This window comes from Caldimonas mangrovi, from assembly GCF_023721835.1.
Taxonomy (GTDB): Bacteria; Pseudomonadota; Gammaproteobacteria; order Burkholderiales; family Burkholderiaceae_C; genus Caldimonas; species Caldimonas mangrovi.
Map to the genome: position 1 here is coordinate 289262 of NZ_JAMKFE010000004.1, position 26494 is coordinate 315755.

Annotated in this window: 27 protein-coding genes; 13 read left to right on the plus strand and 14 right to left on the minus strand. The window is 68.6% G+C overall.

Annotated elements, in window-relative coordinates; translation table 11 throughout:
• Positions 1–47 precede the first annotated feature (47 nt).
• From M8A51_RS08825 to M8A51_RS08855, 7 genes are read left to right on the plus strand one after another with little or no spacing between them, the layout of a single operon-like run.
• A complete protein-coding gene (locus tag M8A51_RS08825; RefSeq protein ID WP_251777836.1) occupies positions 48–602 on the plus strand; it encodes a DinB family protein in 555 nt (184 codons plus the stop codon).
• A gap of 9 nt (positions 603–611) precedes the next feature.
• Positions 612–1802, plus strand: coding sequence for an ABC transporter substrate-binding protein (locus M8A51_RS08830; RefSeq protein ID WP_251777837.1), 1191 nt, complete (start codon positions 612–614; stop codon positions 1800–1802).
• A complete protein-coding gene (locus M8A51_RS08835; RefSeq protein ID WP_251777838.1) occupies positions 1778–3427 on the plus strand; it encodes an ABC transporter permease in 1650 nt (549 codons plus the stop codon). Before M8A51_RS08830 ends, M8A51_RS08835 begins: the two co-directional genes overlap by 25 nt.
• Positions 3424–4074 (plus strand): ATP-binding cassette domain-containing protein, encoded by a 651-nt coding sequence (locus M8A51_RS08840; RefSeq protein ID WP_251777839.1) that lies wholly within the window; start codon positions 3424–3426, stop codon positions 4072–4074. The genes M8A51_RS08835 and M8A51_RS08840 overlap by 4 nt, the downstream gene beginning before the upstream one ends.
• Complete coding sequence (locus M8A51_RS08845; protein ID WP_251777840.1) at positions 4067–4678, plus strand: CDP-alcohol phosphatidyltransferase family protein; 612 nt, start codon at positions 4067–4069, stop codon at positions 4676–4678. Before M8A51_RS08840 ends, M8A51_RS08845 begins: the two co-directional genes overlap by 8 nt.
• A 10-nt stretch (positions 4679–4688) precedes the next feature.
• A complete protein-coding gene (locus M8A51_RS08850) occupies positions 4689–6848 on the plus strand; it encodes an FAD-dependent oxidoreductase (RefSeq protein ID WP_251777841.1) in 2160 nt (719 codons plus the stop codon).
• Between the two features lie 34 nt (positions 6849–6882).
• Entirely contained in the window at positions 6883–7992 is a 1110-nt protein-coding gene (locus M8A51_RS08855) for an FAD-dependent oxidoreductase (protein WP_251777842.1), read from the plus strand.
• Here the strand turns inward: M8A51_RS08855 and tolA are convergent.
• The 12 genes from tolA to ribD all read right to left on the minus strand — a co-directional run bounded on the left by tolA (position 7967) and on the right by ribD (position 17743).
• The gene (gene tolA / locus M8A51_RS08860) at positions 7967–8857 is read right to left on the minus strand and encodes a cell envelope integrity protein TolA (protein ID WP_251777843.1); all 891 of its coding nucleotides are present in this window, start codon (positions 8855–8857) and stop codon (positions 7967–7969) included. The genes M8A51_RS08855 and tolA overlap by 26 nt on opposite strands.
• 25 nt (positions 8858–8882) lie before the next feature.
• The gene (gene tolR / locus M8A51_RS08865; RefSeq protein ID WP_251777844.1) at positions 8883–9308 is read right to left on the minus strand and encodes a protein TolR; all 426 of its coding nucleotides are present in this window, start codon (positions 9306–9308) and stop codon (positions 8883–8885) included.
• A 2-nt stretch (positions 9309–9310) separates the two neighbouring features.
• Positions 9311–10018, minus strand: coding sequence for a protein TolQ (tolQ, locus tag M8A51_RS08870; protein ID WP_251777845.1), 708 nt, complete (start codon positions 10016–10018; stop codon positions 9311–9313).
• Positions 10015–10437: a tol-pal system-associated acyl-CoA thioesterase gene (gene ybgC, locus M8A51_RS08875; RefSeq protein ID WP_251777846.1), complete on the minus strand. Its 423-nt coding sequence runs from the start codon at positions 10435–10437 to the stop codon at positions 10015–10017. The genes tolQ and ybgC overlap by 4 nt, the downstream gene beginning before the upstream one ends.
• Before the next feature lie 53 nt (positions 10438–10490).
• Positions 10491–10877, minus strand: a complete 387-nt coding sequence (locus M8A51_RS08880; protein ID WP_251777847.1) for a TssQ family T6SS-associated lipoprotein — start codon at positions 10875–10877, stop codon at positions 10491–10493.
• Positions 10874–12529: a serine/threonine-protein kinase gene (locus M8A51_RS08885; RefSeq protein WP_251777848.1), complete on the minus strand. Its 1656-nt coding sequence runs from the start codon at positions 12527–12529 to the stop codon at positions 10874–10876. The genes M8A51_RS08880 and M8A51_RS08885 overlap by 4 nt, the downstream gene beginning before the upstream one ends.
• 110 nt (positions 12530–12639) lie before the next feature.
• Positions 12640–13821, minus strand: coding sequence for a pyridoxal phosphate-dependent aminotransferase (locus M8A51_RS08890; protein WP_251777849.1), 1182 nt, complete (start codon positions 13819–13821; stop codon positions 12640–12642).
• 17 nt (positions 13822–13838) lie between these two features.
• Positions 13839–14330 carry a transcription antitermination factor NusB gene (gene nusB, locus M8A51_RS08895; RefSeq protein ID WP_251777850.1) on the minus strand — a complete coding sequence of 164 codons (492 nt, stop codon included), beginning with the start codon at positions 14328–14330 and terminating at the stop codon, positions 13839–13841.
• The gene (gene ribH / locus M8A51_RS08900; RefSeq protein ID WP_251777851.1) at positions 14327–14791 is read right to left on the minus strand and encodes a 6,7-dimethyl-8-ribityllumazine synthase; all 465 of its coding nucleotides are present in this window, start codon (positions 14789–14791) and stop codon (positions 14327–14329) included. Before ribH ends, nusB begins: the two co-directional genes overlap by 4 nt.
• 36 nt (positions 14792–14827) lie before the next feature.
• Positions 14828–15931, minus strand: a complete 1104-nt coding sequence (gene ribBA / locus M8A51_RS08905; protein ID WP_251777852.1) for a bifunctional 3,4-dihydroxy-2-butanone-4-phosphate synthase/GTP cyclohydrolase II — start codon at positions 15929–15931, stop codon at positions 14828–14830.
• A gap of 36 nt (positions 15932–15967) precedes the next feature.
• A complete protein-coding gene (locus M8A51_RS08910; RefSeq protein WP_251777853.1) occupies positions 15968–16600 on the minus strand; it encodes a riboflavin synthase in 633 nt (210 codons plus the stop codon).
• Positions 16601–16636: 36 nt separating this feature from the next.
• Positions 16637–17743, minus strand: coding sequence for a bifunctional diaminohydroxyphosphoribosylaminopyrimidine deaminase/5-amino-6-(5-phosphoribosylamino)uracil reductase RibD (gene ribD / locus M8A51_RS08915; protein WP_251777854.1), 1107 nt, complete (start codon positions 17741–17743; stop codon positions 16637–16639).
• Between the two features lie 137 nt (positions 17744–17880).
• Here ribD and M8A51_RS08920 point away from each other — a divergent pair, with 137 nt between their 5' ends.
• From M8A51_RS08920 to M8A51_RS08945, 6 genes are read left to right on the plus strand one after another with little or no spacing between them, the layout of a single operon-like run.
• On the plus strand, positions 17881–18429 hold the full coding sequence (locus M8A51_RS08920) for a GspH/FimT family pseudopilin (RefSeq protein WP_251777855.1): 549 nt from the start codon (positions 17881–17883) through the stop codon (positions 18427–18429).
• A 2-nt stretch (positions 18430–18431) separates the two neighbouring features.
• Positions 18432–18995 carry a type IV pilus modification protein PilV gene (gene pilV / locus M8A51_RS08925; RefSeq protein WP_251777856.1) on the plus strand — a complete coding sequence of 188 codons (564 nt, stop codon included), beginning with the start codon at positions 18432–18434 and terminating at the stop codon, positions 18993–18995.
• On the plus strand, positions 18992–19885 hold the full coding sequence (locus tag M8A51_RS08930) for a PilW family protein (RefSeq protein WP_251777857.1): 894 nt from the start codon (positions 18992–18994) through the stop codon (positions 19883–19885). Before pilV ends, M8A51_RS08930 begins: the two co-directional genes overlap by 4 nt.
• Before the next feature lie 10 nt (positions 19886–19895).
• Complete coding sequence (locus M8A51_RS08935) at positions 19896–20519, plus strand: pilus assembly PilX family protein (protein ID WP_251777858.1); 624 nt, start codon at positions 19896–19898, stop codon at positions 20517–20519.
• A 50-nt stretch (positions 20520–20569) separates the two neighbouring features.
• Entirely contained in the window at positions 20570–24232 is a 3663-nt protein-coding gene (locus M8A51_RS08940; RefSeq protein ID WP_251777859.1) for a pilus assembly protein, read from the plus strand.
• A gap of 24 nt (positions 24233–24256) precedes the next feature.
• The gene (locus tag M8A51_RS08945; protein ID WP_251777860.1) at positions 24257–24709 is read left to right on the plus strand and encodes a type IV pilin protein; all 453 of its coding nucleotides are present in this window, start codon (positions 24257–24259) and stop codon (positions 24707–24709) included.
• Between the two features lie 34 nt (positions 24710–24743).
• Here M8A51_RS08945 and nrdR read toward each other — a convergent pair whose 3' ends face one another.
• A complete protein-coding gene (nrdR, locus tag M8A51_RS08950; RefSeq protein WP_251777861.1) occupies positions 24744–25187 on the minus strand; it encodes a transcriptional regulator NrdR in 444 nt (147 codons plus the stop codon).
• Between the two features lie 17 nt (positions 25188–25204).
• Complete coding sequence (gene glyA / locus M8A51_RS08955; protein WP_251777862.1) at positions 25205–26452, minus strand: serine hydroxymethyltransferase; 1248 nt, start codon at positions 26450–26452, stop codon at positions 25205–25207.
• Positions 26453–26494 lie beyond the last annotated feature (42 nt).

Genomic DNA, 26494 nt, shown 5'->3' on the forward strand with positions numbered 1-26494 from the left:
GGCTGCCGACAGCCCCTACACTCGGTCACCGCACGACAGGTGACACCATGTCCGAAACGCCCACGCTCGCGGCCCACTACGCCTGGATGGCCCGCTACAACCGGTGGATCAACGAACAGCTGTATGCCGCTGCTGCGCGCCTGGACGACGCCGAGCGCAAGCGCGACCGCGGCGCGTTCTTCGGCTCGATCCACCGCACGCTGAACCACCTGTTCGTTGCCGACAAGATCTGGCTCGGGCGTTTTGCGGCGTTCGGGCCCGCGTTCCCCATGCTGAGCGACGAAGTGCTCGCGCTGCCAGAATTCACCGGACTCGACATGCAGCTGTTCACCGACTTCGACGCGATGCGCCAGCACCGCGAGACGATGGACGCCGCGATCGTCGCGTTCGCGCAGGCCCTGACGCCCGACATCGTCGCGATGCCGATGCGCTACGCCAACACCCGGGGCCTGCAGCGCAGCCACCCCTTCTGGCAGGCGCTGAGCCATTTTTTCAACCATCAGACGCACCACCGGGGGCAGGTGACGACGCTGCTGATGCAGGCGGGTATCGACCCCGGCGTGACGGACCTGATCGTCCTGGCCGACGCCGCAGACCACTGAAAGACATTCATGCGCCTGTCACGCCGCACCCTGCTCGCCGTTCCCGCCGTGATCGGCCTGCCCGCCTGGACGCAGCGTGCCGAATGGCCGGGCATCGAAGCGGCAGCGCGCGGGCAGACCGTCTACTTCAACGCCTGGGCCGGCAGCGAGCGCATCAACGCCTATCTGCAATGGGCTGCAGCCGAGCTGCGCACGCGCCACGGCGTGACCCTCGAACACGTGAAGATCGCCGACGCCGCCGAGGTGGTGCGCCGCGTGCGTGCCGAGAAGGACGCAGGCAAGACCAGTGGCGGGTCGGTCGACGCGGTGTGGATCAACGGCGAGAACTTCCTTGCGATGAAGCGCGACAAGCTGCTGTTCGGCCCGTTCGCCGAGCAACTGCCGAACCACGCCTTCGTCGACACGCAGGGCAAGCCGACTACCACCGTGGACTTCTCCGAGCCGGTCGAAGGCCTGGAGGCCCCGTGGGGCATGGCCCAGCTCACGTTCTATGGCGACGGCCGGCGCGTGCCGCAGCCTCCGCGCAGCGTGCAGGAGCTGGCGGATTTCGTGCGCCGCCATCCCGGCCGCTTCACCTATCCCAAGCCGCCGAACTTTCATGGCACCACCTTCCTGAAGCAGGTGCTGCTGGAGCTGAGCAGCGACCGCGAGCCGCTGTACCGGCCGGTGCCGCCGGCGAATGCCAGCGCCGTCACCGCGCCGTTGTGGGCCTGGCTGGACGCCGTGCACCCGGCGCTGTGGCGCCAGGGCCGTGCCTTCCCGGCCAACGACGGCGCCTTGCGGCAGATGCTGGCCGACGGCGAGTTGCTCATCGCGCTGACCTTCAACCCCAACGCGGCGGCCAACCACGTCGCCGAGCGGCAGTTGCCGTCGACCACCGTCAGCTGGCAGCACCGCGCGGGCACGATCGGCAATACGCACTTCATCGCCATCCCGTTCAACGCGCGCTCGCGCGAGGGGGCACAGGTGGCGATCAATTTCCTGCTGTCGCCGCTGGCGCAGGCTCGCAAGGCCGACATCCGGTACTGGGGCGACCCGACCGTGCTGGCGACACACGCGTTGCCGGCGGGCGAACGCAAGCTGTTCGACGCCGCGCGCGCGCCCGGCATGGTGGCCGAACCGGCGCCGGCGCTGCCCGAGCCGCATGCGTCCTGGGTCGAAGCGATCGAGCGCGAATGGACGCGTCGTTACGGCGCGTGAGCTGGCGGCCGGCGACCGCGGCGGGCCTGCGGACGCTGATCGTCGCGGTGTTCCTGCTGCCGCTCACCGCAGCCGTCGGCCTCGGCCTCGGGCAGGCGCTGCAGGCTGGCGCATGGCCCGCTCTGTGGCGTGACCGGCAGTTCGCGCCGGCCTGGGCCGTGAGCGTGTGGATCGGAGCTGCGAGCAGCGCACTGTCGCTGGCGATCGTCTGGTGGGCCGTGCCACGGCTGCACGCCGGCCCGGCCTGGCCGCGGTTGCTGCGCCTGCTCGGGCCGGCGCTGGCGGTGCCGCACGTGGCGTTCGCCGTCGGTTTCGCGTTGCTGTGGATGCCCAGCGGCGTGCTCGCGCGCCTGTGGGCGCCGGCCGCCGGCTGGGCCTGGCCGCCGGACGTGGCAACCGTGCAAGACCCGTGGGGCTTGGCCCTGATCGCGGCGCTGGTGTGCAAGGAAGTGCCCTTCCTGCTGTGGAACGTCGCCGCGCTGCTGGCGCAGGCCGGCGCCGGCGCGCAATGGCAGCAGCAGCGGCAGGTCTGCGCGTCGATGGGCTATGGACGCATCGCGGCCTGGCGGCACGTGCTGTGGCCCCAGTTGATGCCACGCCTCGCATGGCCGCTCGCCGCGGTGCTGGCGTACGGGCTCACGGGGGTCGACATGGCGCTGGTGCTCGGGCCGACGACGCCGCCCACGCTCGCGGTGCTGGCCTGGCAGTGGCTGCTCGATCCCGATGCCGACCTGCAGGCGCGGGGCGGGGCGGCGGTGTGCGTCCTGTCGTTGAGCTGGGTCGTGATGATGGGCGCGGCATGGGGTCTGGCCAGGGCGCTGGGTCGCGTGGCACGCGGGCAGCGTGCGTCGGGGCGGCGCGGCGCGGTGGACGGCGGGGCATCCGGGGCTGCGGCATGGACGGCACTGGCGGCGCTTTACGCGGCGGTGGCTGCGACCTTGCTGTTCGTGTCGGTCGCGGGCGTGTGGAGTTTTCCATCGCTGTTGCCGCAGGCGTGGACGCTGGACGCCTGGGGCCGCGCACTGGCCAGCGGCGGCAGCGTCGGGACCACCTTCACGCTCGCGCTGGCATCGTCGTGCGCCGCGATGGCGCTGGTTGTCGGCTGGATGGAAACCGCGCCGGCACGGTGGGACACCGGTGCAGCACCGGCGGTCTACGCGACCATGGTGCTGCCGTCGCTGCTCGTCTCGCTGGGCCTGTACCGGCTCGCGCTCGCCTGCGACCTCGACGGGCGCTGGGCCGGCGTCTGGTGGGCCCATACCCTGTTCGCCGCGCCCTACGTGTGGGTCGCGCTGGCACCGGCATACCGCGCTTACGACGAGCGCTACCGTTGGACGGCTTGTTCGCTCGGGCGCAGCACCTGGTCGCACCTGTGGCAGGTCAAATGGCCGATCCTGCGCACGCCGATCGCCGCGGCGCTGGCGGTCGGCTTCGCGGTCAGCGTGGCGCAGTACCTGCCGACGCAGTTCGTCGGGGCTGGCCGCATCGCGACGGTCACCACCGAGGCCGTCACGCTGGCCTCGGGTGGCCAGCGCAGCCTGCTGGCTGCCTTCGCCGCCTTGCAGTCCGTCCTGCCGCTGCTGGCCTTCGGTGCCGCCACAGCCGTCGGGAGGCGCACCCCATGAGCCTCGTGATCCGCGGCGTCCGCCTCGCGCTCGGCATGTCGACGCTGGTCGACGGGCTGGATGCCGAGGTCGGCCCCGGTGAAGTGCTGGCAGTGATGGGCCCCAGCGGCGCCGGCAAGTCGACGCTGCTGGCCTGGCTGTGCGGCACGCTGCACGACGGCGTGCAGGCCGTCGGCAGCGTCACGCTCGAAGGCCGCCGCATCGACACACTGCCGCTGGCGCAGCGGCGCGTGGGCATCCTGTTCCAGGACGACCTGCTGTTCCCGCACATGAGCGTGCTCGACAACCTGTTGTTCGCGGTGCCACCGGGCCGCGGCGTCGAACGCATCGCAGCGGCAGAGGCCGCGCTCGCAAAGGCCGAACTCGCCGGCTACGGCCCACGCCGGCCGGCCAGCCTGTCCGGCGGCCAGCGTGCGCGCGTCTCGGTGTTGCGGGCCCTGCTGGCACGGCCGCAAGCGCTGTTGCTCGACGAACCGTTCTCGCGGCTCGATGCCGGCACGCGCGCGCGCTTTCGGCGCTTCGTGTTCGGTCAGGTGCGCGAACTGGGCATCCCGACCGTGCTGGTCACGCATGATCCGGCGGACGTGCCGGCCGGCGCACGGGTGGTGGAACTGGCGGTACCAGAAGGGGAGGGGCGCGATGCTTGACCGCCACCTGCTCGCCCGCCTGCGCCCGGTGCTCGACGCGGCAGGGCAATGGCTCGGCGCTCGCGGCGTTGCAGCAGATCACGTGACCTGGACGGCCTTCGGCCTCGGCGTCGCGGCCGCCACGGCGATTGCGAGCGGCGCCTTTCTCGGGGGGCTCGCGTTGCTGTGGCTCAGCCGCGCGCTCGACGGGCTGGACGGTTCGGTCGCACGCTCAGGGACGCCGACCGACCGCGGTGCCTTCCTCGACATCACGCTCGATTTCCTGTTCTACGCCAGCATCCCGCTGGCCTTCGCACTGGCCGACCCGCCCGCCAACGCGCTGCCGGCGGCGGTGCTGCTCGCAGCCTTCATCGGCACCGGCAGCAGCTTTCTCGCTTATGCGGTGCTGGCGGCCAAGCGCGGGCTCGCCAGCACGGCCTACCCCGACAAGGGCTTCTATTACCTCGGTGGCCTGACCGAGGGCAGCGAGACGCTGCTGTGCTTCAGCCTGATGTGCCTGTGGCCGCAGTATTTCGCGGGGTGGGCCTACGGCTTTGCGACGCTGTGCGGGCTGACGATCGCGACCCGCATCGCGGCCGGATGGCACGCCTTTGCCGACCGATAAGGAGGCCATGATGTCTGCCCAACGTCTGCTGTTGTGGCTGCTGCTGGCTGTTGCGGTGGTCTTGTTCTTCGCGCTCGACTTGCAGCGCTACTTCAGCCTCGAGCAGCTGAAACACAGCCAGGCGCGCCTGGCCGAGCTGTACGCCGAGCACCCGTGGCGGGTCGGCGGCGGCTATTTCCTCGTGTACGTTGCCGTCACGGCGCTGTCGCTGCCCGGTGCGGCGATCATGACGCTGGCCGGCGGCGCCGTCTTCGGCCTGCTCGCCGGCACGGTGATCGTGTCGTTCGCGTCGACGCTCGGCGCCACGCTGGCCCTGCTCGCGTCGCGCTACCTGTTGCGCGACGTCGTGCAGCGCCGCTTCGGCCCGCGCCTCGCGCAGATCGACCGCGGCATCGAGCGCGAAGGCGCGTTCTATCTGTTCACGCTGCGACTGGTGCCGCTGGTGCCGTTTTTCGTCATCAACCTGCTGATGGGGCTGACGGCGATGAAGGCCCGCACCTTCTTCTGGGTCAGTCAGCTCGGCATGCTGGCGGGCACCGTGGTGTACGTCAACGCGGGCACCCAGCTGGCGAAGATCGAGTCGCTGCGCGGCATCCTGTCGCCGCAGATCGTCGGCTCCTTCGTGCTGCTTGGCGTCTTTCCGCTGCTGGCCAGGAAGGTGATCGACGCCTGGCGGCGGCGGCGCGTCTATGCCCGCTGGGCGGGGCGCAAGCCGGAGCGCTACGACCGCAACCTGGTCGTGATCGGCGCCGGCGCGGCCGGGCTGGTGTCGGCCTACATCGCCGCCGCCGTGAAGGCCAAGGTCACGCTGGTCGAGTCGCACAAGATGGGCGGCGACTGCCTCAACTACGGCTGCGTGCCGAGCAAGGCGCTGATCCGTTCGGCCAAGCTGGCGCACCAGATGCGGCACGCCTCGCGCTACGGGCTGCGCGACACGGCACCGGCGCTGGACTTCACCGAGGTGATGGCCCGGGTGCACCGCGTGATCCGCGACGTCGAGCCGCACGACTCGGTCGAGCGCTACACCGGGCTCGGTGTCGACGTGGTCGAGGGCCGCGCGAAGATCGTCGACCCGTGGACGGTGGAGATCGCCACCCAGGCCGGCGAGACGCAGCGGCTGACGACCCGCGCCATCGTCATCGCGACCGGGGCCGAGCCCTACGTGCCGCCGCTGCCTGGTATCGACGCGGTCGATTGCCTGACCTCCGACACGTTGTGGACGCTGGCCGAACTGCCGTCGCGCCTGGTCGTGCTGGGGGGCGGGCCGATCGGCTGCGAGCTGGCGCAGGCCTTTGCACGACTCGGTTCGCAAGTCACGCAAGTCGAGATGGCGCCGCGGCTGCTGGCCAAGGAGGACGAGGACGCGGCCCTGGTGGTGCGGCAGTCGCTGGAACGTGACGGCGTGCAGGTGCTGACGGGCCACCGGGCGCTGCGCTGCGAACGTGACGGCGGCACGCGGTGGCTGGTGGTCGAGCACGAAGGCGCGCCCCGGCGCATCGCGTTCGACCGGCTGCTGTGCGCCGTCGGCCGCAAGCCGCGGCTCACCGGTTTCGGCCTGGAAGAACTGGGCATTCCCGTGCAACGCACCGTCGAGACCGACGACTACCTGGCCACGCTGTACCCCAACATCTATGCTGCCGGCGACGTCGCCGGGCCCTACCAGTTCACCCACACCGCGGCGCACCAGGCCTGGTATGCGGCTGTCAACGCGCTGTTCGGCAGCGTGCGCCGGTTCAAGGTCGATTATTCGGTGATCCCGTGGTGCACCTTCACCGACCCCGAGGTGGCGCGCGTGGGCCTCAGCGAGCAGGACGCACGCGAGCAGGGCCTCGACGTCGAGGTGGTGCGCTACGACATCGGCGACCTCGACCGCGCCATCGCCGACGGTGCCGCACACGGCTGGGTCAAGCTGCTGACCGCCCGTGGCAGCGACCGCATCCTGGGCGCCACCATCGTCGGCGAACATGCCGGCGACCTGCTCGCCGAATACGTGCTGGCCATGAAGCATGGCCTGGGGCTGAACAAGATCCTCGGCACCATCCACACGTACCCGACGCTCGCCGAGTCGAGCAAGTACGTCGCGGGCGCGTGGAGGAAGGCGCACCAGCCGGTCGCCTTGCTGCGCTGGGTCGAGCGCTTCCATACCTGGCGGCGGAGGGCCGGCGCATGAGGCGGCTCGCCGTGGCGGCCGACCCGGCATCGCGATGAAACGGCTGCTGTTGCTCGGTGCCGGCCACAGCCATCTCGCGGTGCTGCAGGCCCTTGCGGCCGGGCCATGGGCCGGTGTGCATGCCACGCTGGTATCGCCGCAGCGGCACCAGATCTACACCGGCATGCTGCCCGGCTGGGCCGCGGGCCACTATGCGCTGGACGAATGCCGCATCGACCTGCTGCCGCTGGTGCGCGACGGACACATCGAGTGGCTGCAGCGCAGCGCGGCTGCCATCGAGGCCGATGCCCGCCAGGTGCGGCTGGACGACGGCCACGTACTCGGCTACGACGTGCTGAGCGTCGACGTCGGCTCGGTGTCGCCGTGCGACGCGATCGACGGCGCCGCCGAACATGCGCTGGCGCTGCGGCCGCTGGAACGGCTGGTGGCGCAATGGGACCGGGTCGCGCGGTCGGCAGCGCGCGGCGAGGCGGTCGTCGTCGTGGGCGGCGGGGCCGGCGGTGCCGAGCTCGCGATGGCGCTGCGCCACCGCCTGCCGTCACGCGCCCCGGTGGTGCTGGTGAGCGGCGGGCAGGGGCCCGTGCCGGGCTACCCGCCGGCCACACGCCGTCGGGTGCGGCAGCAACTGGAGCGGCTCGGTGTCGCGTGCCATGACGCCGCCTGCACGCACATCGGGCCGCGCGAACTCGCGCTGTCCACCGGCGCCTTGCTGCAGCACGGTGTCGTGCTGCTGGCGGTGGGCGCTGCGGCGCCCCCGTGGCTGCGCGCCAGCGGGTTGAAACTGACGCACGACGGGTTCATCGCCACCGGAGCGACCCTGCAGTCGGTGTCGCACCCGGAGGTGTTCGCCGCAGGCGACGTGGCCACGCGGATCGACTGCCCGCACCCGAAGAGCGGCGTCTACGCCGTGCGCGCGGGGCCGCCGCTCGCGCGCAATCTGCACGCCTGGCTGGAAGGGCGCGTCCCACACCGCTACCGGCCGCAGCGGCGGTCGTTGAACCTGCTGTCGTGCGGCGAGCGCTATGCGATCGCGTCGTGGGGGCGCTGGTGCTGGGCGGGTCGCTGGGTGTGGCGCTGGAAGGACCGCATCGACCGGGCCTTCGTCGAGCGCCACGCCGCTACAGGTCGCGCGGCCGGAAGGTGATCTCGATCGGGGAAGGCACGCGGCCGTTGTCGTCGCGCGGCAGCGTCTGCGCCTTCTCGATGGCGCGCAGGACGGCCTCGTCCCACTCGGCGTTGCCGCTCGGCTTCACCAGGCGCGAAGTGAGGATCTTGCCGTCGGGGGCTGCCGTCACCACCACTTCGGCGACGATGTTGCCGACCGATGTGTCGGTGAACACGATATGCGGCCGGATGTGCGCCTTCAACTTGCCCGCGTAGCTGGGCGACGGCGAGCCGGCAGCGCCGCCTTGCGCCACGCCGGTCTGTTGCGTGCCGGTGCCGGCCTGGTTCATCAGCCGCTGCAGGCGCTCTTCGCGCTGGGCCTGCAGGCGTTTCTCCTGCTCCTGGGCCAGGCGTTTGCGCTCGGCTTCTTCCTTGGCCTTGCGCTGCTCGTCGAGCTTGCGCTGTTCGGCCAGCTTGCGCTTCTCGGCCTCTTCCTGCTTGCGCTTTTCTGCTTCCTCACGCTTGCGCTGCTCTTCCTTCTCACGGCGCTCGGCCTCTTCGCGCTTTTCCTTTTCACGCCGCTCGCGTTCTTTTTCGAGCGCGATCTCGGCCGAGCGGTCGGGTTCCTGGCGCTCGACCGGCTGCGGCGGCTTGGGCGGCACCGGTTTTTCCTCGACGACCGGCTTGGGCGGCGGCTCGGGTTCGGGCGCCGGTGCTGCAGCCTGCGGCACGGCAGCCCACAGCTCGGCCTCGACGGCGTCGGGCTCGCTCGATTTCCAGTTCACGCCGATGGCCAGGCCGGCCACCAGCAGCACGTGCATCAGCAGCGCGAGCAGCAGCCCGCGCCCGCGCCGGTCGGGCGCCGGCGGCATCAGGTCGTCTCGGCTGTGGGTGAAAGCGTTCATGCCGGTACTTCGGTGTTCGCGAGGCTCATCCGGTGGTCTTGGTCAGCAGGCCGACCCGCTCGACGCCGCCCTGGCGCAGACGGTCCATCACCTTGACCACTGCGTCGTACTTGGCCGCCTTGTCGGCCGAAATGACCACCGGCGCGTTCTGCGCGCCTTTCTGGGCCGCCCGGACCTCGCCCACCAGGCGGGCCAGGGTGACCGAGCCTTGGTCCTTGCCGTCGACGCGAAGTTTCAATGCTTCGTCGACGCCGACCACCACCTCGATCACGCGATCGGGCTTGCTGGACGCCTTGCCCACGGTGGGCAGGTCGACGACGCCGGTGGTGATCAGCGGCGCACTGACCATGAAGATGATCAGCAGCACCAGCATCACGTCGATGAAGGGCACCATGTTCATCTCGCTGATGGTGCGCCGGCGCGAACCGGCACGTGCAGTCACCGCCGGCATGGTCAGTGCACTCCCGGCTGGCCCGGCACGCCGGGGGCGTGGCCGATGTTGCGGTGCAGGATGTTGGAGAACTCCTCGATGAAGGTCTCCAGCTTGATGGCGATGCGGTCGATGTCGCGGGCGAAGCGGTTGTAGGCGACCACCGCGGGAATCGCCGCGAACAGGCCGATCGCGGTGGCGACCAGCGCCTCGGCGATGCCGGGTGCGACGGTGGCCAGCGTCACCTGCTGAAGGTTGGCCAGGCCTGTGAAGGCGTGCATGATGCCCCACACGGTGCCGAACAGGCCGATGTAGGGGGCCACCGAGCCGACGGTCGCCAGGAAGGACAAGTGCGATTCCACTGCGTCGAGCTCGCGCTGGAAGCTCGCGCGCATCGCGCGGCGCGCGCCGTCGAGCAGTGCGCCGGCGTCGTTCACGCGACGTTCGCGCAGCTTCAGGAACTCGCGCATGCCGGAGGCGAAGATGCGCTCCATCGGCCCGCCCTTGCGGGGGCTGTCGGACGCCAGGTTGTACAGGTCGTTGAGGTTGCGGCCCGACCAGAACTCGCGCTCGAACTCGTCGTTCAGACCCCGCACGCGGCCCAGGCCGAAGTACTTGCCGAAGATGATGGTCCAACTCGCCAGCGACATCACCAGCAGCAGCACCATCACCAGCTGCACGATCAAGCTCGCGTGCAGCACCAGTTGAACGATCGACAAGTCCTGATTCATGTAGTTGTTTCCTGAAGGATCTCTGCGGGAAGACGCCGCGGCCGGAATGTCGCCGCGTCGACGCAGCCGATTTTGATATCGCCCTCGGCCAGCAAGCATCCATCGCGCCACGCCTGCTGTGCGATCACCATCGACGCCTTGCCCGCCTCGCGCACCTCGACGGTGATCTGCAGCAGGTCGTCGAGCCGCGCCGGTAGCACGTAACGCACGGCAGTATGGACCACGATGAACACCGCGCCGGTTTCCTGCCGCATGCGCTCCTGGCTGTAGCCCCGCTCGCGCAGCCACTCGGTGCGGGCCCGCTCGAAGAACTTCAGGTAGTTCGCATAGAAGACGACGCCGCCGGCATCGGTGTCTTCCCAGTAAACGCGCACCGGGAAGGCATAGGGTCGAGCCGGCTGGCTCCAGGGGTCGGTCATGCAGCGAAGGTGGCACCGGCGAGCGGCCGGCGCAGGCAGACGAAAACAGCGAATTATCGCTGCGAGCGGGCGTAGACCGCGCCCCACAGCGGGTGGCCGGCCTCGGACTTGCTCAGCGCAAAGCCCGCATCGGCACCGCGGGCCGCCCGGAAAGCGGCCTCGCACTGCGCAGCGCGCTGGCTGGTGCAGTAGATGAACGCCAGGTACTTGTGCGCCGCCGCCCGGTCCTTCGCCGATGTCAACCCGGCCTGCACCGCTTCGTTCAGGCGCTTCTCGGCCTGCGGGTACTGGCCATCCTCGTAGGCCCGGATGCCGGCCAGCAGCGCCCCTTCCGCAGGGCGTTCGGCCAACTCGGTGATGCCCATCGTCTGGGCCGGCATCTGCGCGCAACCGCCCAGCAGCACCGACAAAGCGGTCGCCAATATCCACAGCAGTCTCATGATCCGAACTTGTGTCTGATGGTCACGGGTTGCCCAGACGTGACGTTGACCGTCACGCTGTGCGGCGGGAAGGCGTCGTTGCGCACGGTGATCGTGTGCCGGCCCTCGGACAGCGTCAGCGAGCCCAGCGGCGGCACGGTGCCGGCCGGCGCGCCATCGACCTCGACATGTCCCCAGGGGCTGATCGCCAGGTGGACCTGGCCGGTGGCGACCGCAGCAGGGGCGGCGGAACTCGCGCCGGCGCGATTCGCCTCGCGCTCACGCGCACGGCGCTCGCGGGCGCTCTCGACGGGGGGCTTCGCCGCCGCTGCCGGCGCGGCAGGCGCCGTTGCCGTCGGCAACACCGCCGCCGAGGCGGGGTCGGTCGTCGCTTCGGCCACCACGACGTCGGAGGCGGCCACTGCCGGGGCCACCAGCGTTTCGGCTGCGTCGAGCGCCATCGAGGCTGGCAGTTCGGCGGCCGAGGCGGCCTCGGCCACCAACGGAGCGCTCTCGGTCGCGACGGGCTCCACCGGTGCGGGCTCGTCGAACATGCCGGCGAGGTTGACGACCGTGGTCAGGGCCACCACCACCGCTGCGGCGACGGCGAGGGCGCGGCGCTTGCGGCGCGAGCGGCGGGAGTCGGCCTCGAGTTCATCCTGCTGAGCCGCTTCTGCCTGTTCGTCGAGCCAATGGCGCAGCTCGCGCGACAACACGCGTGCCGAGCGGTAGCGGTGATCGGGCTCCTTCTCCATCGCCCGGGCGGCGATCAGCGACAGCGCCGTCGGCACCGACGGATTCACCTCGTGAGCCGGTGCCGGCGTGCGCGTGGCCACCGCGGTGGCGATTTCGGTCAGCGTTGCGCCGGTGAAGGGCTTGGTGCCGGTCAGCAGTTCGTAAAGCACCACACCGAGCGAGAACACGTCGCCGCGCCGGTCCACCGGCGCGTGGCGCACCTGCTCGGGTGCCATGTAGTAGGGCGAGCCGGCGGCGAAATCGTCAAAGCCCGAGCCGTCCTGCTGGCTGGCGACGCGGGCGATGCCGAAGTCCAGCACCTTGGGCTGCGTGCGTCCGACCATGAAGATGTTGGCTGGCTTCACGTCGCGGTGCACCACGCCCTTGGAATGCGCATACGACAGCGCGTCGGCAATGCGGCGCACCAGCAGCGCGGCTTCGACCGGGGTCGGGCGCCAGCCTTCCTTCAGCAGCTGGCGCAAATCCTTGCCCTTGAGCAGCTCCATCGCGATGTACGCGCCTTGCGGGCTGGTGCCGGCATCGAACACCGTGACGATGTGCGGGTGGTTCAGGCCCGCGGCGGCGCGGGCCTCGTTCAGGAACATCGCGTTGAACTGCTCGCGCGCTTCCGGCGAAAGCTCGAGGCTCAGCGTCTTGATGGCGACCAGGCGCGACAGCAGGGGGTCTTGTGCGGCGTACACGGTGCCCAGCCCGCCTTCGCCGAGCCGGTACTTCAGCGCGTAGCGGCCGATGTGGCCGATGGTCGGCAGGTCGTGCTCCTGCACCGGGTCCAGGATGGAAGAGTCGCCGGCGTCGGAGCCGAGCGGAACCGGGGCGCTGAAGCGGCTGTCGTCGTGACGCGACCGGCCCAGGGCGGCACGCTCGGCCTCGAGGGCCTGTTCGGGCGTCATCGCGAAGACGGTCTTCTGGAATTCCACGGTGGCAGCTTAGACCAAGCGATAGGGGGGCTCAATAACGGGAAGCGTGACAAAAGCCCCGCAAATCGGCCCATTGGGTAACTTGCTGTGACGATCCGCGTCTTGACGCTTTAGCGAAGAAGTTTTTCGAGCCGGTCAACTGCTTCTTCCAGCAGGTCCATCCGGCTGGCATAGGACAGGCGGAGGTAGCGTTGCGTGTCCGCTGTGCCGAAGTCGCGCCCGGGCGTCACCGCCAGCTGTGCCCGCTGCATCAGGTCGAACACGAAGTCCCAGCTGCTGGCGTGATGCGCTGAGCAGTCGGCCCAGGCATAGAAGGCGCCGTCGGGCAGGACCGGCACGCGCAGGCCGAGCCGCTCCAGCGCCGGCACCAGGAAGTCCCGCCGCGCCTTGAATTCGCGGCGGCGGCGTTCGTACTCGGCCAGACTCTCGGCCTCGAAGCAGGCCAGGGCCGCGTGCTGCGCGACGGCGGACGGGCAGATGTAAAGGTTCTGCGCGAGCTTCTCGACCACCGGCACCAGTTCGTCCGGCACCACCAGCCAGCCCAGCCGCCAGCCGGTCATGCTGAAGTACTTCGAGAAGCTGTTGACGGTGATCACGTCGTCGCCCAGCGCCAGCGCACTGTGGCCATAGGTGTCGTCGAAGCTGAGGCCGAGGTAGATCTCGTCCACCATCGTCACGCCGCTGCGAGCGCGTACCTGCTCGGCGATGCGTCGCATCTCGTCCGGGTGGATCGACGTGCCGGTGGGGTTGGACGGCGACGCCAGCAGCACGCCGCGCGTGCGTTCGCCCCAGGCCTTCTCGACACATGCCGCCGTCAGCTGGAAGCGCGCATCGGGGCCGCTCGGGACCATCACCGCCCGGCCGTGTGCCGCGGCGACGAAATGCCGGTTGCACGGGTAGCTCGGGTCCGGCATCAGGATCTCGTCGCCGGCGTCCACGAGCGCCAGGCAGGCGAGCTGCAGCGCACCCGAGGCACCGGCCGTCAGCACGATGCGCCGGGCCGGCACCGCCACGCCGAAGCGCTCGGCGTACCAGGTGCTGATGCGTTCGCGCAGCGCTTCCAGCCCGAGGGCCGGCGTGTACTGCGTCAGGCCGCCGCGCACGCAGCGCTCGGCGGCTTCCTGCACCAGCGGCGGTGCGGTGAAGTCGGGTTCGCCGATGTTCAGGTAGATCATCGGCCGGCCGCCCTGCGCGGGGTCGCACACGGGGCTGCGTGCGATCTCGGCGGCGGCCTTCGCGCACTCCATCACGTAGAACGGCTCGATGAGCCCGGTACGCGCAGCGAGTTTCATGACGGTGGGCGCGCGTGTCAGCGGCGGGCGTTGCGCGCGGCCTCGACCTCCACCGGGCGCAGGTCGACCGCGGCCTTGTCGAGCACGCCGTTGACGTACTTGTGGCCGTCGGTGCCGCCGAAGCTCTTGGCCAGCTCCACCGCTTCGTTGATCGCCACCTTGTACGGCACGTCGATGCAGTGCTTCAGCTCGTACGCGCCGATCATCAGCACCGCATGCTCGACCGGCGACAGCTCGGTGGTCTTGCGGTCGACGTGGTGGGTCAGGATGGCGTCGAGGTCGGCCGCTTCGCGGATGCAGCCGTGCAGCAGGGCGTCGAAGTGCGCGCGGTCGGCCTTGTCGTAGCCTTCGATCTCGCGCACGTGCGCCTCGATCTCGCCGGCGTCCGAGCCGGACACCAGCCACTGGTACAGGCCCTGCAGCGCCAGCTCGCGCGAGCGACGGCGTGCCGATTTCTGCGGCGCGCGCTTCGCGGCCGGCTTGGCCGGGTTCTTTTCAGGAGAGGTCACGACAAATCTTCCAACAGGTTCGCCATCTCGACCGCCACCCGGGCGGCGTCACGGCCTTTTTCCTCGACACGGGCCCAGGCCTGCGCTTCGTTCTCGACGGTGAGGATGGCATTGGCCACCGGCACCTGGTAGTCGAGCGATACACGCGTGACGCCGGCCCCGCTTTCGTTGGCGACGAGCTCGAAGTGATACGTCTCGCCGCGGATGATGCAGCCCAGCGCGATCAGCGCGTCGAAGCGCTCGCCGTCGGCCAGCGCTTGCAGCGCCAGCGGCACTTCCAGCGCACCCGGCACCGTCACGTGCTGGATGTGCTTGGACGCCACGCCGAGATCATGCAGCTGCGCCAGGCAGTTTTCGGCCAGCTTGCCCGTGATGGCTTCGTTGAAGCGCGCCTGGACGATGCCGATGCGCAGGTCCTTGCCGTCGAGAGATGGGGCCTGGCCTTTGTCAGCGCCTTGCATGGGAAGTCCTTCGAGAGAGGAAAGAGGCAGAGCGCTTCAACGCGGCTCCGGCCCGAGAAAACCAGTCACTTCAAAACCATAGCCGGCCACCATGCTGGGCATGCGGCGCGGGCTGCCGAGCAGCCTCATGCGCGCCACGCCGAGGTCGCGCAGGATCTGCGCCCCGATACCGTAGGTGCGCAGGTCCATCTGGCCGCGCGCCGCGGGCCGCGGCACCGCGTCGTCGCGGAAGTGGTCGAGCAGGTCGTCGACCGACTCGCCGCAGTTGAGCAGCACCGCCACCGCGGCCGGCTCCTGCTGCAGCCGCGCAAGCGCCTTGCCCAGCGGCCACGAGTGCTGGCATTCGCCGGCGTCGAGCAGGTTGAACACCGACAGCGGCTCGTGCACTCGCACCAGCACCTCGTCGGCTTCTTTCCACCGGCCCTTCACGAGCGCCAGATGCAGGCCCTCGGAGCGGTCGCGGAAAGCAACGCACCGGAACTCGCCATGAGGCGTGCACAACGTCCGCTCGCCGGCGCGCTCGATCAGCGACTCGTTGCGGCTGCGGTACTCGATCAGGTCGGCGATCGTGCCGATCTTCAGGCCATGCTCGCGCGCGAAGATGTCGAGATCCGGCAACCGCGCCATCGTGCCGTCGTCGTTCATGATCTCGCAGATCACGGCGGCCGGTGTCAAGCCCGCCATCCCGGCCAGGTCGCAGCCCGCCTCGGTGTGGCCGGCGCGCATCAGCACGCCGCCTTCCTGGGCCTGCAGCGGGAAGATGTGGCCCGGCTGGACCAGGTCGCTGGCCTTGGCTTCCTTGGCGACGGCCACCTGCACGGTGCGCGCGCGGTCGGCCGCCGAGATGCCGGTGGTCACACCGGTGGCAGCCTCGATCGAGACCGTGAACGCGGTGCCGTGCTTGGTGCCGTTGCGGCTTGCCATCGGCGGCAGTTGCAGCCGCTCGCAGCGGTCTTTCGTGAGCGTCAGGCAGATCAGGCCACGGCCGTGCTTGGCCATGAAGTTGATTGCCGCTGGCGTCACGTGTTCGGCCGCCAGCACCAGATCGCCTTCGTTTTCACGATCTTCTTCATCGACAAGCACGACCATCCGGCCGGCAGCCAGCTCGGCAATGATCTCGGGAACGGGGGAAATCGGCATGATGGGCGCCATTGTAGGTGGGCGCCCCAAGGGCGTTCAGGTGTTGGGGGCGGTTCCCGCACTCAGCATGCGCTCGACGTAGCGCGCGATCAGGTCGACTTCCAGGTTGACGCGGCTGCCCGGCTGCAGCGTGCCGAGCGTGGTGTTCTGCACCGTGTGCGGGATCAGGTTGATGCTGAACTCGCAGCCTTCGGGCTGGTCGGCGATGCGGTTGACCGTCAGGCTGACGCCGTTGACGGTGATCGACCCCTTGTACGCCAGGAAGCGGCCCAGTTCCCGCGGCGCCAGCACCCGCAGCTCCCATGATTCGCCCACGGGCGCGAAATGCGTCACGCTGCCCAGCCCGTCGACGTGCCCGCTGACCAGGTGGCCGCCCAGCCGGTCGTGCGCGCGCAGCGCTTTTTCCAGGTTGACAGGGCCCGGGTCGGCCAGGCCGGCGGTCTTCGACAGGCTTTCGGCCGAGATCTCGATCGTGAACGTATGCCGTTCGCGATCGAAGCTCGTGACGGTCATGCAGGCGCCGTTGAGGGCGATGCTGTCGCCGAGCTGAACGTCGTTGAGGAAGCCGGGCGGCGCCTCGATCGACAGGCGCTTACCGTGCCCGGAGCTGCTGCCGAGTGTGGAAACGGAACGAATGTGGCCGAGGCCGATGACGATGCCGGTGAACATGGGCGAGATTGTCGCAGGCGCGGGCGTCGGTGACGCTCAGAACCGGTCGCGCCCGGGGGGACGCGCGCGGATGCGCAGGTCCGGACCGATGCGCTCGATCTCCAGGAACTCCAGCTGCGGCGCGTCACGCAACGCGACCAGGGGGCCGAAGTCCAGCATGTCCCGCCCGCGCCCCAGGAGTCGGGGCGCCAGATACACCAGGTACTCGTCGACCAGGTCTTCACGCACGAAGGAGCCGTTGAGCTTGTGCCCGGCCTCGACATGCAGCTCGTTGACGCCCCGTGCGGCCAGATCGTTCAGCATCGCCAACAGATCGACCTTGCCATGGGGATTCGGCAGGCATGCGACCTCCGCTCCGGTCGCGCGCAAGGGGCCGGCGCGCGCGGTCTCCTCGCTTGCGGCGTAGACGAGCACGTCACCGGGGGGCTGCAGGATGCGGGCCGACGCCGGTGTCTGCAGGCGCGAGTCGACCACCACGCGCAGCGGCTGCCGGGGCGTCTCGACTTCACGCACGTCCAGGCGCGGGTCGTCCTCGAGCACCGTGCCGATGCCGGTGAGCAGCGCACCGGCGCGCGCCCGCCACTGGTGGCCGTCCGCGCGCGCTTCGGGCGAGGTGATCCACTGGCTGGTGCCATCGTCCAGGGCCGTGCGGCCGTCCAGCGATGCGGCGATCTTCATGCGCACCCAGGGACGCCGACGCACCATGCGCGAGAAGAAGCCCAGGTTCAGCTCGCGCGCTTCGTCGGCCAGCAGTCCGACATCGACCTGGATGCCGGCCGCGCGCAGGCGCTCGATGCCGCGGCCCGCCACGAGCGGATTGGGGTCGGCCACCGCAACCACCACTCGGGCAACGCGAGCTGCCACCAGCGCATCGGCGCACGGTGGCGTGCGGCCGTGGTGAGAACACGGTTCAAGCGTGACGTAGGCTGTCGCTCCTTCTGGCGAGCGGCCCATTTCTCGTGCGATTTCCAGCGCGGCGGCTTCTGCATGGGCCTGGCCAACTGCCCTCGTGTGCGCCGCGATCCTCACGCCATCGGGCAGCACCAACACACAACCTACGGCGGGGTTGGGCGGGCAAAGCAACTGCGCGTTGCGCGCCTCGCCGAGCGCTTGACGCATTCCAGCAACATCGGACTCGCTCATGGCGTGAATTGTTTCTCGGCTTGTGGAAGGTGCGAGGGCGGCGGGCGCCATTCGTCACACGACGAGGACCAGTCGTCGCGCTCGAATTGTGAGGCTTCCGGGGCAGGACTACAGTCGCACCAACCCAGAAGGTGACCATGAAAAGCAAACCATCTGCCGGCTTCACGCTGATCGAGGCACTCGTGGTGATCAGCATTACCGCGATTCTCGTGGCTATCGGCGTGCCCAGCTTTCAGAGCTTCGTCGCGGGGCGTGCGGTAATCGGACAGGTCAGCGAAGTGGCCAGTGCGTTGCGCCTGGCCCGCGCTGAAGCCATCAAGCGCGGGGCCCCCGTCACGGTCTGCCGGACAGAAGACCCGCAGGCCGAAACGCCCGCCTGTGCGGCGGATGGCGACTGGGCCACCGGGTGGGTCGTTTTTGTCGATCGTGGCGCCACCGGCGTGGTCGACGATACCGACGTCGTGGTGCAGGTACACGACGCGGTTGTCAACAGCGGCGGCATCACGCGGGTCGGTACGACGGCCATTACCTTTCTTGCCAGTGGCGTGGCAGTGGGGGCCGCCGGCAGCTTCATGTTCCGCCCCACCGTTCCCGAGGGCACCGACGACTACACCCGTTTGAGCCGTCTGGTGTGTGTCAATTTCGTCGGCTCCACGCGCATGGCCGATGGCGAGGTGTGCGTATGAGCATGAATCGGCGAACCGTGTCCGTCGGCGCCCTGGGGCGCGCCAGAGGCGCCAGCTTGATCGAGGTGCTCGTCGCCATCCTGATCCTGTCGTTCGGCATGCTGGCCATGGCGGGCCTGCATGCGGTGGCGTTCAAGTACGGCAAGATGTCGCAATTCCGGGGGGTGGCGACCCAACTGGCGATCGACCTGTCCGACCGCATGCGGGCCAACGTGACCGGCGCCATTGCCGGGCAGTACGTGTACACCGAGGCCTACGATCGCGAAGCGGAGGCCGTCACGATACCGACGTGTGCCGACACGACCCGCTGCACCAGCGCCGAAATGGCGGCACTCGACCTGGCACAGATGCGCAACACGGTGCGTCTGGCACTGCCCGGAGGGGCGCTGTTCGTGCAGCAGGATGCGGCCGCCGCAAACGTCTACAACATCTGGGTGCTGTGGCTGGACCCGGAGGCGCCGGGCAGTGACGAAGACAGCGACGCCGCCTCCTTCTCCTCGCAATGTGACGGCATAGATGCCGACGCGCCGCTGCCGCAATGTATGCCGATGAGGATCGCGCTATGAGCAAGCCCGTGCCGGTTTCCCTCCTGCGCCGGTCGGCTGGCCGCAGCCTGCTCGAGATCCTCGTCTCGCTCGCGATCGCCGCGGTCATCCTCGGGGCGATCCTGATCGCCGTGTCCGGCACCGGTTTGTCCGGTCGCAAGCACGACGCGCAGTCTCGCCTGACCGATGAGGGGCAGATCGCGATGAGCCTCGTGACGCAGCACCTGCGCATGGCCGGCTTCTGGCAGCCCGACTCGGCCGTGCCTTCGCTCGACACGTCGGCCGGCATGCTGTTCGGTTGCCGCGATGGTTTCAGCAATCCGGATGTCGCCGACGTCGCCAGCCTTGCCTGCGGCGGTGGTGGCGACAACGATGCCATCGTCGTGCGCTACGACGGGACGCAGCCCGGCGGAGTGGTGCGAGATTGCCTGGGTGCCACGGCTGTGCCGGCCGGGGCCTGGGTGGACAACCGCTTCTACGTGGCGGTGAGCCCGGCGACCGGCAACCCGGCCCTGTATTGCCGTGGCAATGGCGGCGGCGGCCCGGAAGTGCTGGTCGACAACGTCGAGAGCATGCGCATTCGCTACGGTGTGGCTGCCGTCAACAACGATATTCCTTCCGGCCCGACGCTCTTCGACCCCCCGGCTTTCACCGGCGAATCGGTTCGCTACCTCGAAGCCGATGAGCTGGCCGCATGCACGGTGGGGTCGTTGGCAGCGAACTCCTGGTGCGCCGTCACGAGCGTCCGCCTGTGCCTGGTCCTGCGCACCGACGACAACGCGGCCGACCAAGCCGGCACGCCGTACATCGACTGCGACGGCAACACTGCGACGCAGGCCGACCAACGCATCCGGCGCGCGATGGTCACGACGATCAGCCTGCGCAATCGCACGTCCGTCGTGAATCCTTGAAACCAAAGGCATGCAGATGAACGCTTCGACACCGCGGTTCGCCGCACATCGAAACCGGGCGGGCCGCCCGGTCGGGCGCCAGTCGTCCAGGGGCGTGGTGCTGGTCATTGCGCTGATCCTGGTCGTGGTGATCGGCGTCAGCTCGGCGGTCGCTATTCGCACATCGCTGTTCGGCGACATGGTCAGCCAGAACATGCGTGCGCAGAACCTCGCGTTCCAGTCCGCCGAACTGGCGCTTCGCTACTGCGAGGGCGAGGTGCACCGCGTCATCATGGCGGAAGAGGAACTCGGTATCGCCGTGATCTATGGCGGAACCGAAGACGAGTGGCGCAACGAGACCAACTGGGAAGCTGCAAATGCGGTGCCCGACGATTTTCTGGGTGACAACCTCAGCTATGCGGTGACGCCGCAGTGCATGGTCAAGCAGATCAACTATCTGGATGCCTTCGGTAGCGCGTCTCCCAAGCCGGATTCGAAATCGCCCCTTGATCAGGGCGGCTTCCCCGTCGAAGAGGTGAAGCTGTTCCGCATCACGGCGCGTGGCTACAGCCCCGACTTCCGACGCGACGACGATGGGCTGGCGGTGGCAGGTGCGATGGCCACTGTTCAGTCGACCATCCGGGCCTTGCCATGAAGCGACTTCCGCCCAGCAAACCGCTCGATTCCCAGACAAGGATGAGTGACATGAACGCCTCGACCAAACAAGCGCCCCGCCGCGTCGCGACGGGTCGTGCCGTCACCGTGCTGGCGGCCGTGCTGAGCGGCCTGCAAGCCGTGCCGGCATGGGCCGCACCGTCACAGATGCCGTTCCTCACGCGCACGTCCAACCCGGCGCATCCGAACATCGTCTACACCCTGGACGATTCGGGTTCCATGCAATGGCAGTTCATGCCGGACTCGTCGCTGCCGAACAACGTCGAGAGCTACAGCATGGCGTTCCATCACCAGGATCGCCGTGCACGGGTGCTGTCGGACAACTCCAGCTACAACCCGCAGGTCATTCCGACCCGCACGAACGACCTGATCGCCGCCCGCATGCGCTCGCCGGCCTGGAATACGGTCTACTACAACCCGGAGATCCGTTACCACCCCTGGTACAGCGCAGACGGCACGCAGTTCGAGCCGGCGAATCCTCGAGCAGCGTGGATCTACCCGACCAACCGCCCGGCTGTCGGGACCAGCACCCAGCAGACCAATGCCATCAACAACGGGCTGGCAGTCAACCTGATCGGCGAGATCGAAGCACCCTCGACGGTCGAGTGGTGCCGCTCCAATCGCAACGGGAATGCCAACAACACGGGCACCGGTGATGCGAACCGGACCGGCGCGACCTGCGGCACGCTGTCCGGCCAAGAACGGTATGCGCCGGCTACGTACTACCTGCTGAACGGCGCGAACAACAACTACACCAATTTCACACGCTACAGGATCATGGACGCGACCTCGTTCACGCGGGGTCCTGGACGCACCGACTGCAGCGTGTCGGGCAGCACCGCGACGTGTACCCAGGCTCAGGAATACCAGAACTTCGCGAACTGGTTCACCTACTACCGTACACGGCAGTTTCTCGCGCTGGGAGCTTCAAGCCAGGCGTTTGCCGGGCTCGAAGCGGATGCGGGCCTGCGCGTCGGCTACGGCAAGATCAACAAGGGCCAGACGACGGTCGATGGCCGCGCGAGCACCGGCACGCTGGAGCGCGGCGTGCGACGGTTTACCGGCACCGACCGGGAAGCCTTCTTCACGTGGCTACATGGTCAAGGTTGGAGCACGCAGGGCACGCCGTTGAAGCGCGCGATGGACGACATCGGTCAGTATTACTCGTGGACCGACTCTCGTGGCGCTTGGGGCAACACGCCGGGCACCACCGATACCTCGGCCGCGCTGGAATGCCGCAAGTCGTACCACATCCTGATGACGGACGGCTATGCCAACGAAACCGGCGGCGCTCGCAGTTCCAGCCGCACCGGGGATTTCGACGGCGTGAGCGGCCCGACGGTCACCGGCCCGGGAGGCGCCAGCTACCAGTACACGCCCTCCCGGCCCTACATGAGCGCCGGTGGCGGCACCTTGGCCGATCTGGCGATGTACTACTGGAACCGCGACCTGCACGGGACCTTGGGCAACCGCGTGCGACCCGACGCGACCAACCCGGCATTCTGGCAGCACATGGTGAACTTCACCGTGGGTCTCGGCGTCGGTGGCACGCTAACCTACCCGGACGATCTGGCCGCCATCACGGCCGGCACCGAGGACTGGCCGACGGTGCAAAACAACCATCCCACGACGGTGGACGATCTGTGGCATGCCGCGGTCAACAGCCGGGGCCGCTACCTCAGTGCACGCGACCCCGAGCAGTTCGCCAGCGCCTTGAGCGGCATCCTGCAGGAGATCATCGACCGTGAGGCCAGCGAGGGGGGCGTGGCTGCGGCGGCCGCCACGCTGCAAGCCGGCAACCGCAAGTACGTGCCGACCTATCGTACAGGGGCCTGGACGGGCAACCTGACGGCCTACGAACTCGACGCGAGCGGGCAACAGCTGGGAGAAGTCTGGAATGCCGAAGCGGCGCTGCCGGCCCACGCCGACCGGAACATCTTCGTCGGTACACGTGGCACGGCGGCGCCGCGCGCCGTCGAGTTCACCTGGGACACCCTGCCAGCCGCGATGCGCACGGAACTCGGCGCAGGGGCTTCGGCCGCACTGGTGAACTATCTGCGAGGAGACGCGAGCCAGGAAGGCACCACCTACCGGCGCCGCAACGCGCGCCTCGGCGACTTCGTGAATTCGCAGCCGCTGTATGTAGGCGGGCTGGTCGACATGCACTACCAGAACCTGCCCACGGGCACCGCCGGTCGCGATTCCTATCGCAGCTTCGTGACGGCCAAGGCAGCACGTACCGGCGCCATCTTCGTGGGGGGCAACGACGGCATGTTGCACGCGTTCAGTAACAACACCGGGCGCGAGACCTTCGCCTTCATCCCTCGGGCACTCCTGTCGTCGTTGCCGGTGCTGGCCTCTTCGTCGTATACGCACCGCTACTTCGTCGACGGGCAGCAGACCGAAAGCGACGCCTACTTCAGCGGGTCGTGGCGCAATGTGGTGGTCGGTAGTACCGGTGCCGGGGCGCGCGCCGTCTATGCGCTGGACACCACGAACATGACGAGCATGGGCGCGAGCAATGTCCTCTGGGAGTTCGACTCCACCGTCAACGCGGAACTGGGCCATGTGATGGCGCCGGTGGAAGTCGGCCTGATGAAAAACGGCCAATGGGCCGCAATCTTCGGCAACGGCCCGGACAGTGCGAGCGGCAACGCGCGGCTGTTCATCGTCAACCTGAGCACCGGCGCGCTGATGGCCGAGATCCAGGCCGGCACCGCCACCGGCAACGGGCTGGGCGGCGTGCGTTTGATCCGCGACGGCAACCGGGTCGTGGTGGGCGCCTACGCCGGCGACCTGCAGGGCAATGTGTGGAAGTTCGATCTGGCGTCGACCACGTCCAGCGGCTGGCGTGTCGCCTACAGCGGCAACCCGCTGTACCGCGCGCTCGATGCGGCGAACAATCCCCAGCCCATCATGGCTGCGCCGCAGTACGTGAACCACCCGCGTGGCGGCTACATGGTGCTCGTCGGGACCGGCAAGCTCTACGAGGAAGGTGACCAGACGAGTACCCAGCGCCAGACGCTATACGGGCTGTGGGACCAGCAGGTCTTGACGCTCTCGGGCACGACCTGGGGCTGGTCCAGCGCCGATCGCATCACCAGCTCCACGAGCATCGTCAACCAGAGCATCGACACCACGACGATCAGCGGTGCCGGCGACACCGTCTACTACACCGTCACCACGACGCCTCTCGACTGGACCTTGCACCGCGGCTGGTCACTGCCCCTGACCATCGTCGCCGGGCAGCGCAACCTGCTGTCGCCGCAGTTCCTGTTCGGCTACACCTTGTTCGAGACCATGTCGCCGTCGGCTGAAGGCGTATTGAATCCTTGCGAGGACGCGAACAGCGGCGTCGCGGTCAATATGCTGCTCAACCCGCTCAACGGCGCCATGCCGGCCGTGCCGATCTTCGACACCAACGGCGACGGGGTGGTCAACAGTTCCGACCAGATCGTGGCCGGTGCGCACGGTGGCGGATGGGACGGCCGGGACGTCATCCTGCGCCAGGCGGGTTGTGCGCAGTTGGGTCAGTGCTCCGACAGCGGCGGAAGCGGAGACCCGAATGGAGACGGCCCGTGCGGGGCTGGGCAGCGTCGGTTTGTCATCAGCGGCGCCTCCGGTGCAAACGCCTCGACCTGCCTGCCCCTGCCGACACCCGAGCGCTGGTGGTGGCGTCAACTGACCGAGTGATAGAGTGAGCAAGAGATGAAAACCATGGCCCGTCAAGAATTCCGCCAGCAGAAGGCATCCGCCGGCTTCACCCTGATCGAGGTCATGATCGTCGTGGCGATCGTCGGCATCCTGGCGGCGATCGCCTACCCGAGCTACACCGAGTTCGTGCGGCGCGGCCAGCGCGCCGAGGCGCGCACGGTGCTGCTCGAGGCAGCGCAATTCATGCAGCGCTTTTATGCCGCCAACGACCGCTACGACCAGACACGTGACGGCACAGCGGTGGAACTGCCCGGTTCCCTCCAGGCTTCGCCTGCTGAAGGCACACCCCGCTACACCATCGAACTGGCCGACGGGCTGTCAGCCACCGGCTACACGCTGCAGGCAGTGCCCGCCGGTTCGATGGTCGGCGATCGCTGCGGCACCTTGACACTGAACAACCGGGGGCAGCGCAACGTCGACGGCGCCAGCGCCACGGCCGCCGAATGCTGGAAGTAGCTCTACTTCCCCCGCAAAGACTGAGGTCCGGCGCTCAAATCTCCTTGATCAGCCGGCTGAACTCGTCCACATCCTCGAAGCTTCGGTAGACCGACGCGAAGCGCACGTACGCCACCTTGTCGAGCTTCTTCAGCTCGCGCATCACGAACTCGCCGAGCTTGGAGCTGTTCACTTCGCGCACGCCGCTGGAGCGCAGCTTCTGCTCGATGCGCTGCAGCGCGGCGTCGATCTGCTCCAGGCTGACCGGCCGCTTGCGCAGCGCCAGCGTCATCGAGGCGCGTATCTTGGCCGGGTCGAACTCGGCCCGGCTGCCGTCCTTCTTGACGACCGACGGCATCGTCACCTCGGCGCGCTCGTAGGTGGTGAAGCGGGTGTCGCAGGACAGGCAGCGCCGCCTGCGACGGATCACATCCCCCTCGTCCGATTCCCGGGTCTCGACGACCTGGGTTTCTTCATGTCCGCAGAACGGGCAGCGCATGGCGAGGGGGAGACGGCTCAGCCGTAGACCGGGAAGCGGCGGGTCAGTTCGCCGACCTTGGCGCGCACGGCCGCGGTGTGGGCCTCGTCGGTCGGCTTGTCGAGCACGTCGGCGATGAGATGGGCGGTCTGCACGGCCTCGGCCTCCTTGAAGCCGCGCGTCGTCATCGCCGGTGAACCCAGGCGGATGCCGCTGGTGACCATCGGCTTTTGCGGGTCGTTCGGGATGCCGTTCTTGTTGCAGGTGATGTGGGCATGGCCGAGCAGGGCCTCGGCTTCTTTGCCGGTGAGGCCCTTGGGGCGCAGGTCGACCAGCATCACGTGGCTTTCGGTGCGGCCGCTGACGATACGCAGGCCGCGCTGCATCAGCGTTTCAGCCAGGGCCTGGGCGTTCTTCAGCACCTGCTGCTGATAGACCTTGAACTCGGGCGCCAGCGCTTCCTTGAAGGCCACCGCCTTGGCGGCGATGACGTGCATCAGCGGGCCGCCCTGGATGCCGGGGAAAATGGCGCTGTTGATCGGCTTGGCGACGTGGTCCTTCATCAGGATGATGCCGCCGCGCGGGCCGCGCAGGCTCTTGTGGGTGGTGGAAGTGACCACGTCGGCGTGGGGCACCGGGTTCGGGTAGACGCCGGCGGCGATCAGCCCGGCGTAGTGCGCCATGTCGACCATGAAATACGCACCGATCGCCTTGGCGACTTTCGCGAAGCGCTCGAAGTCGATGCGCAGGCTGTACGCCGAGGCGCCGGCGATGATCAGCTTGGGCTTGTGTTCGTGCGCCAGGCGTTCCATGGCGTCGTAGTCGATCTCTTCGCGCTCGTTCAGCCCGTAGCTGACCACCTTGAACCATTTGCCGCTCATGTTCAGCGGCATGCCGTGGGTCAGGTGGCCGCCTTCGGCCAGGCTCATGCCCATGATCGTGTCGCCGGGCTGCAGCAGCCCGAAGAACACGCCCTGGTTGGCCTGCGAGCCGGAGTTGGGCTGCACGTTGGCATGCTCGGCGCCAAACAGCTGCTTCACCCGATCGATCGCGAGCTGTTCGGCGATGTCGACGAATTCGCACCCGCCGTAGTAACGCTTGCCGGGATAGCCCTCGGCGTACTTGTTGGTGAGCTGCGAGCCCTGCGCCGCCATCACGGCCGGCGAGGCGTAGTTCTCCGAGGCGATCAGCTCGATGTGTTCTTCCTGGCGCCGATTTTCCTGCTGGATGGCAGACCAGAGTTCGGCGTCGACATTGGCAACAGTGGAGGTGGAGCGGTCAAACATGATTGGCAGTCCTCTTTGTGGCAAGAAGTCCCTCAACTCGGC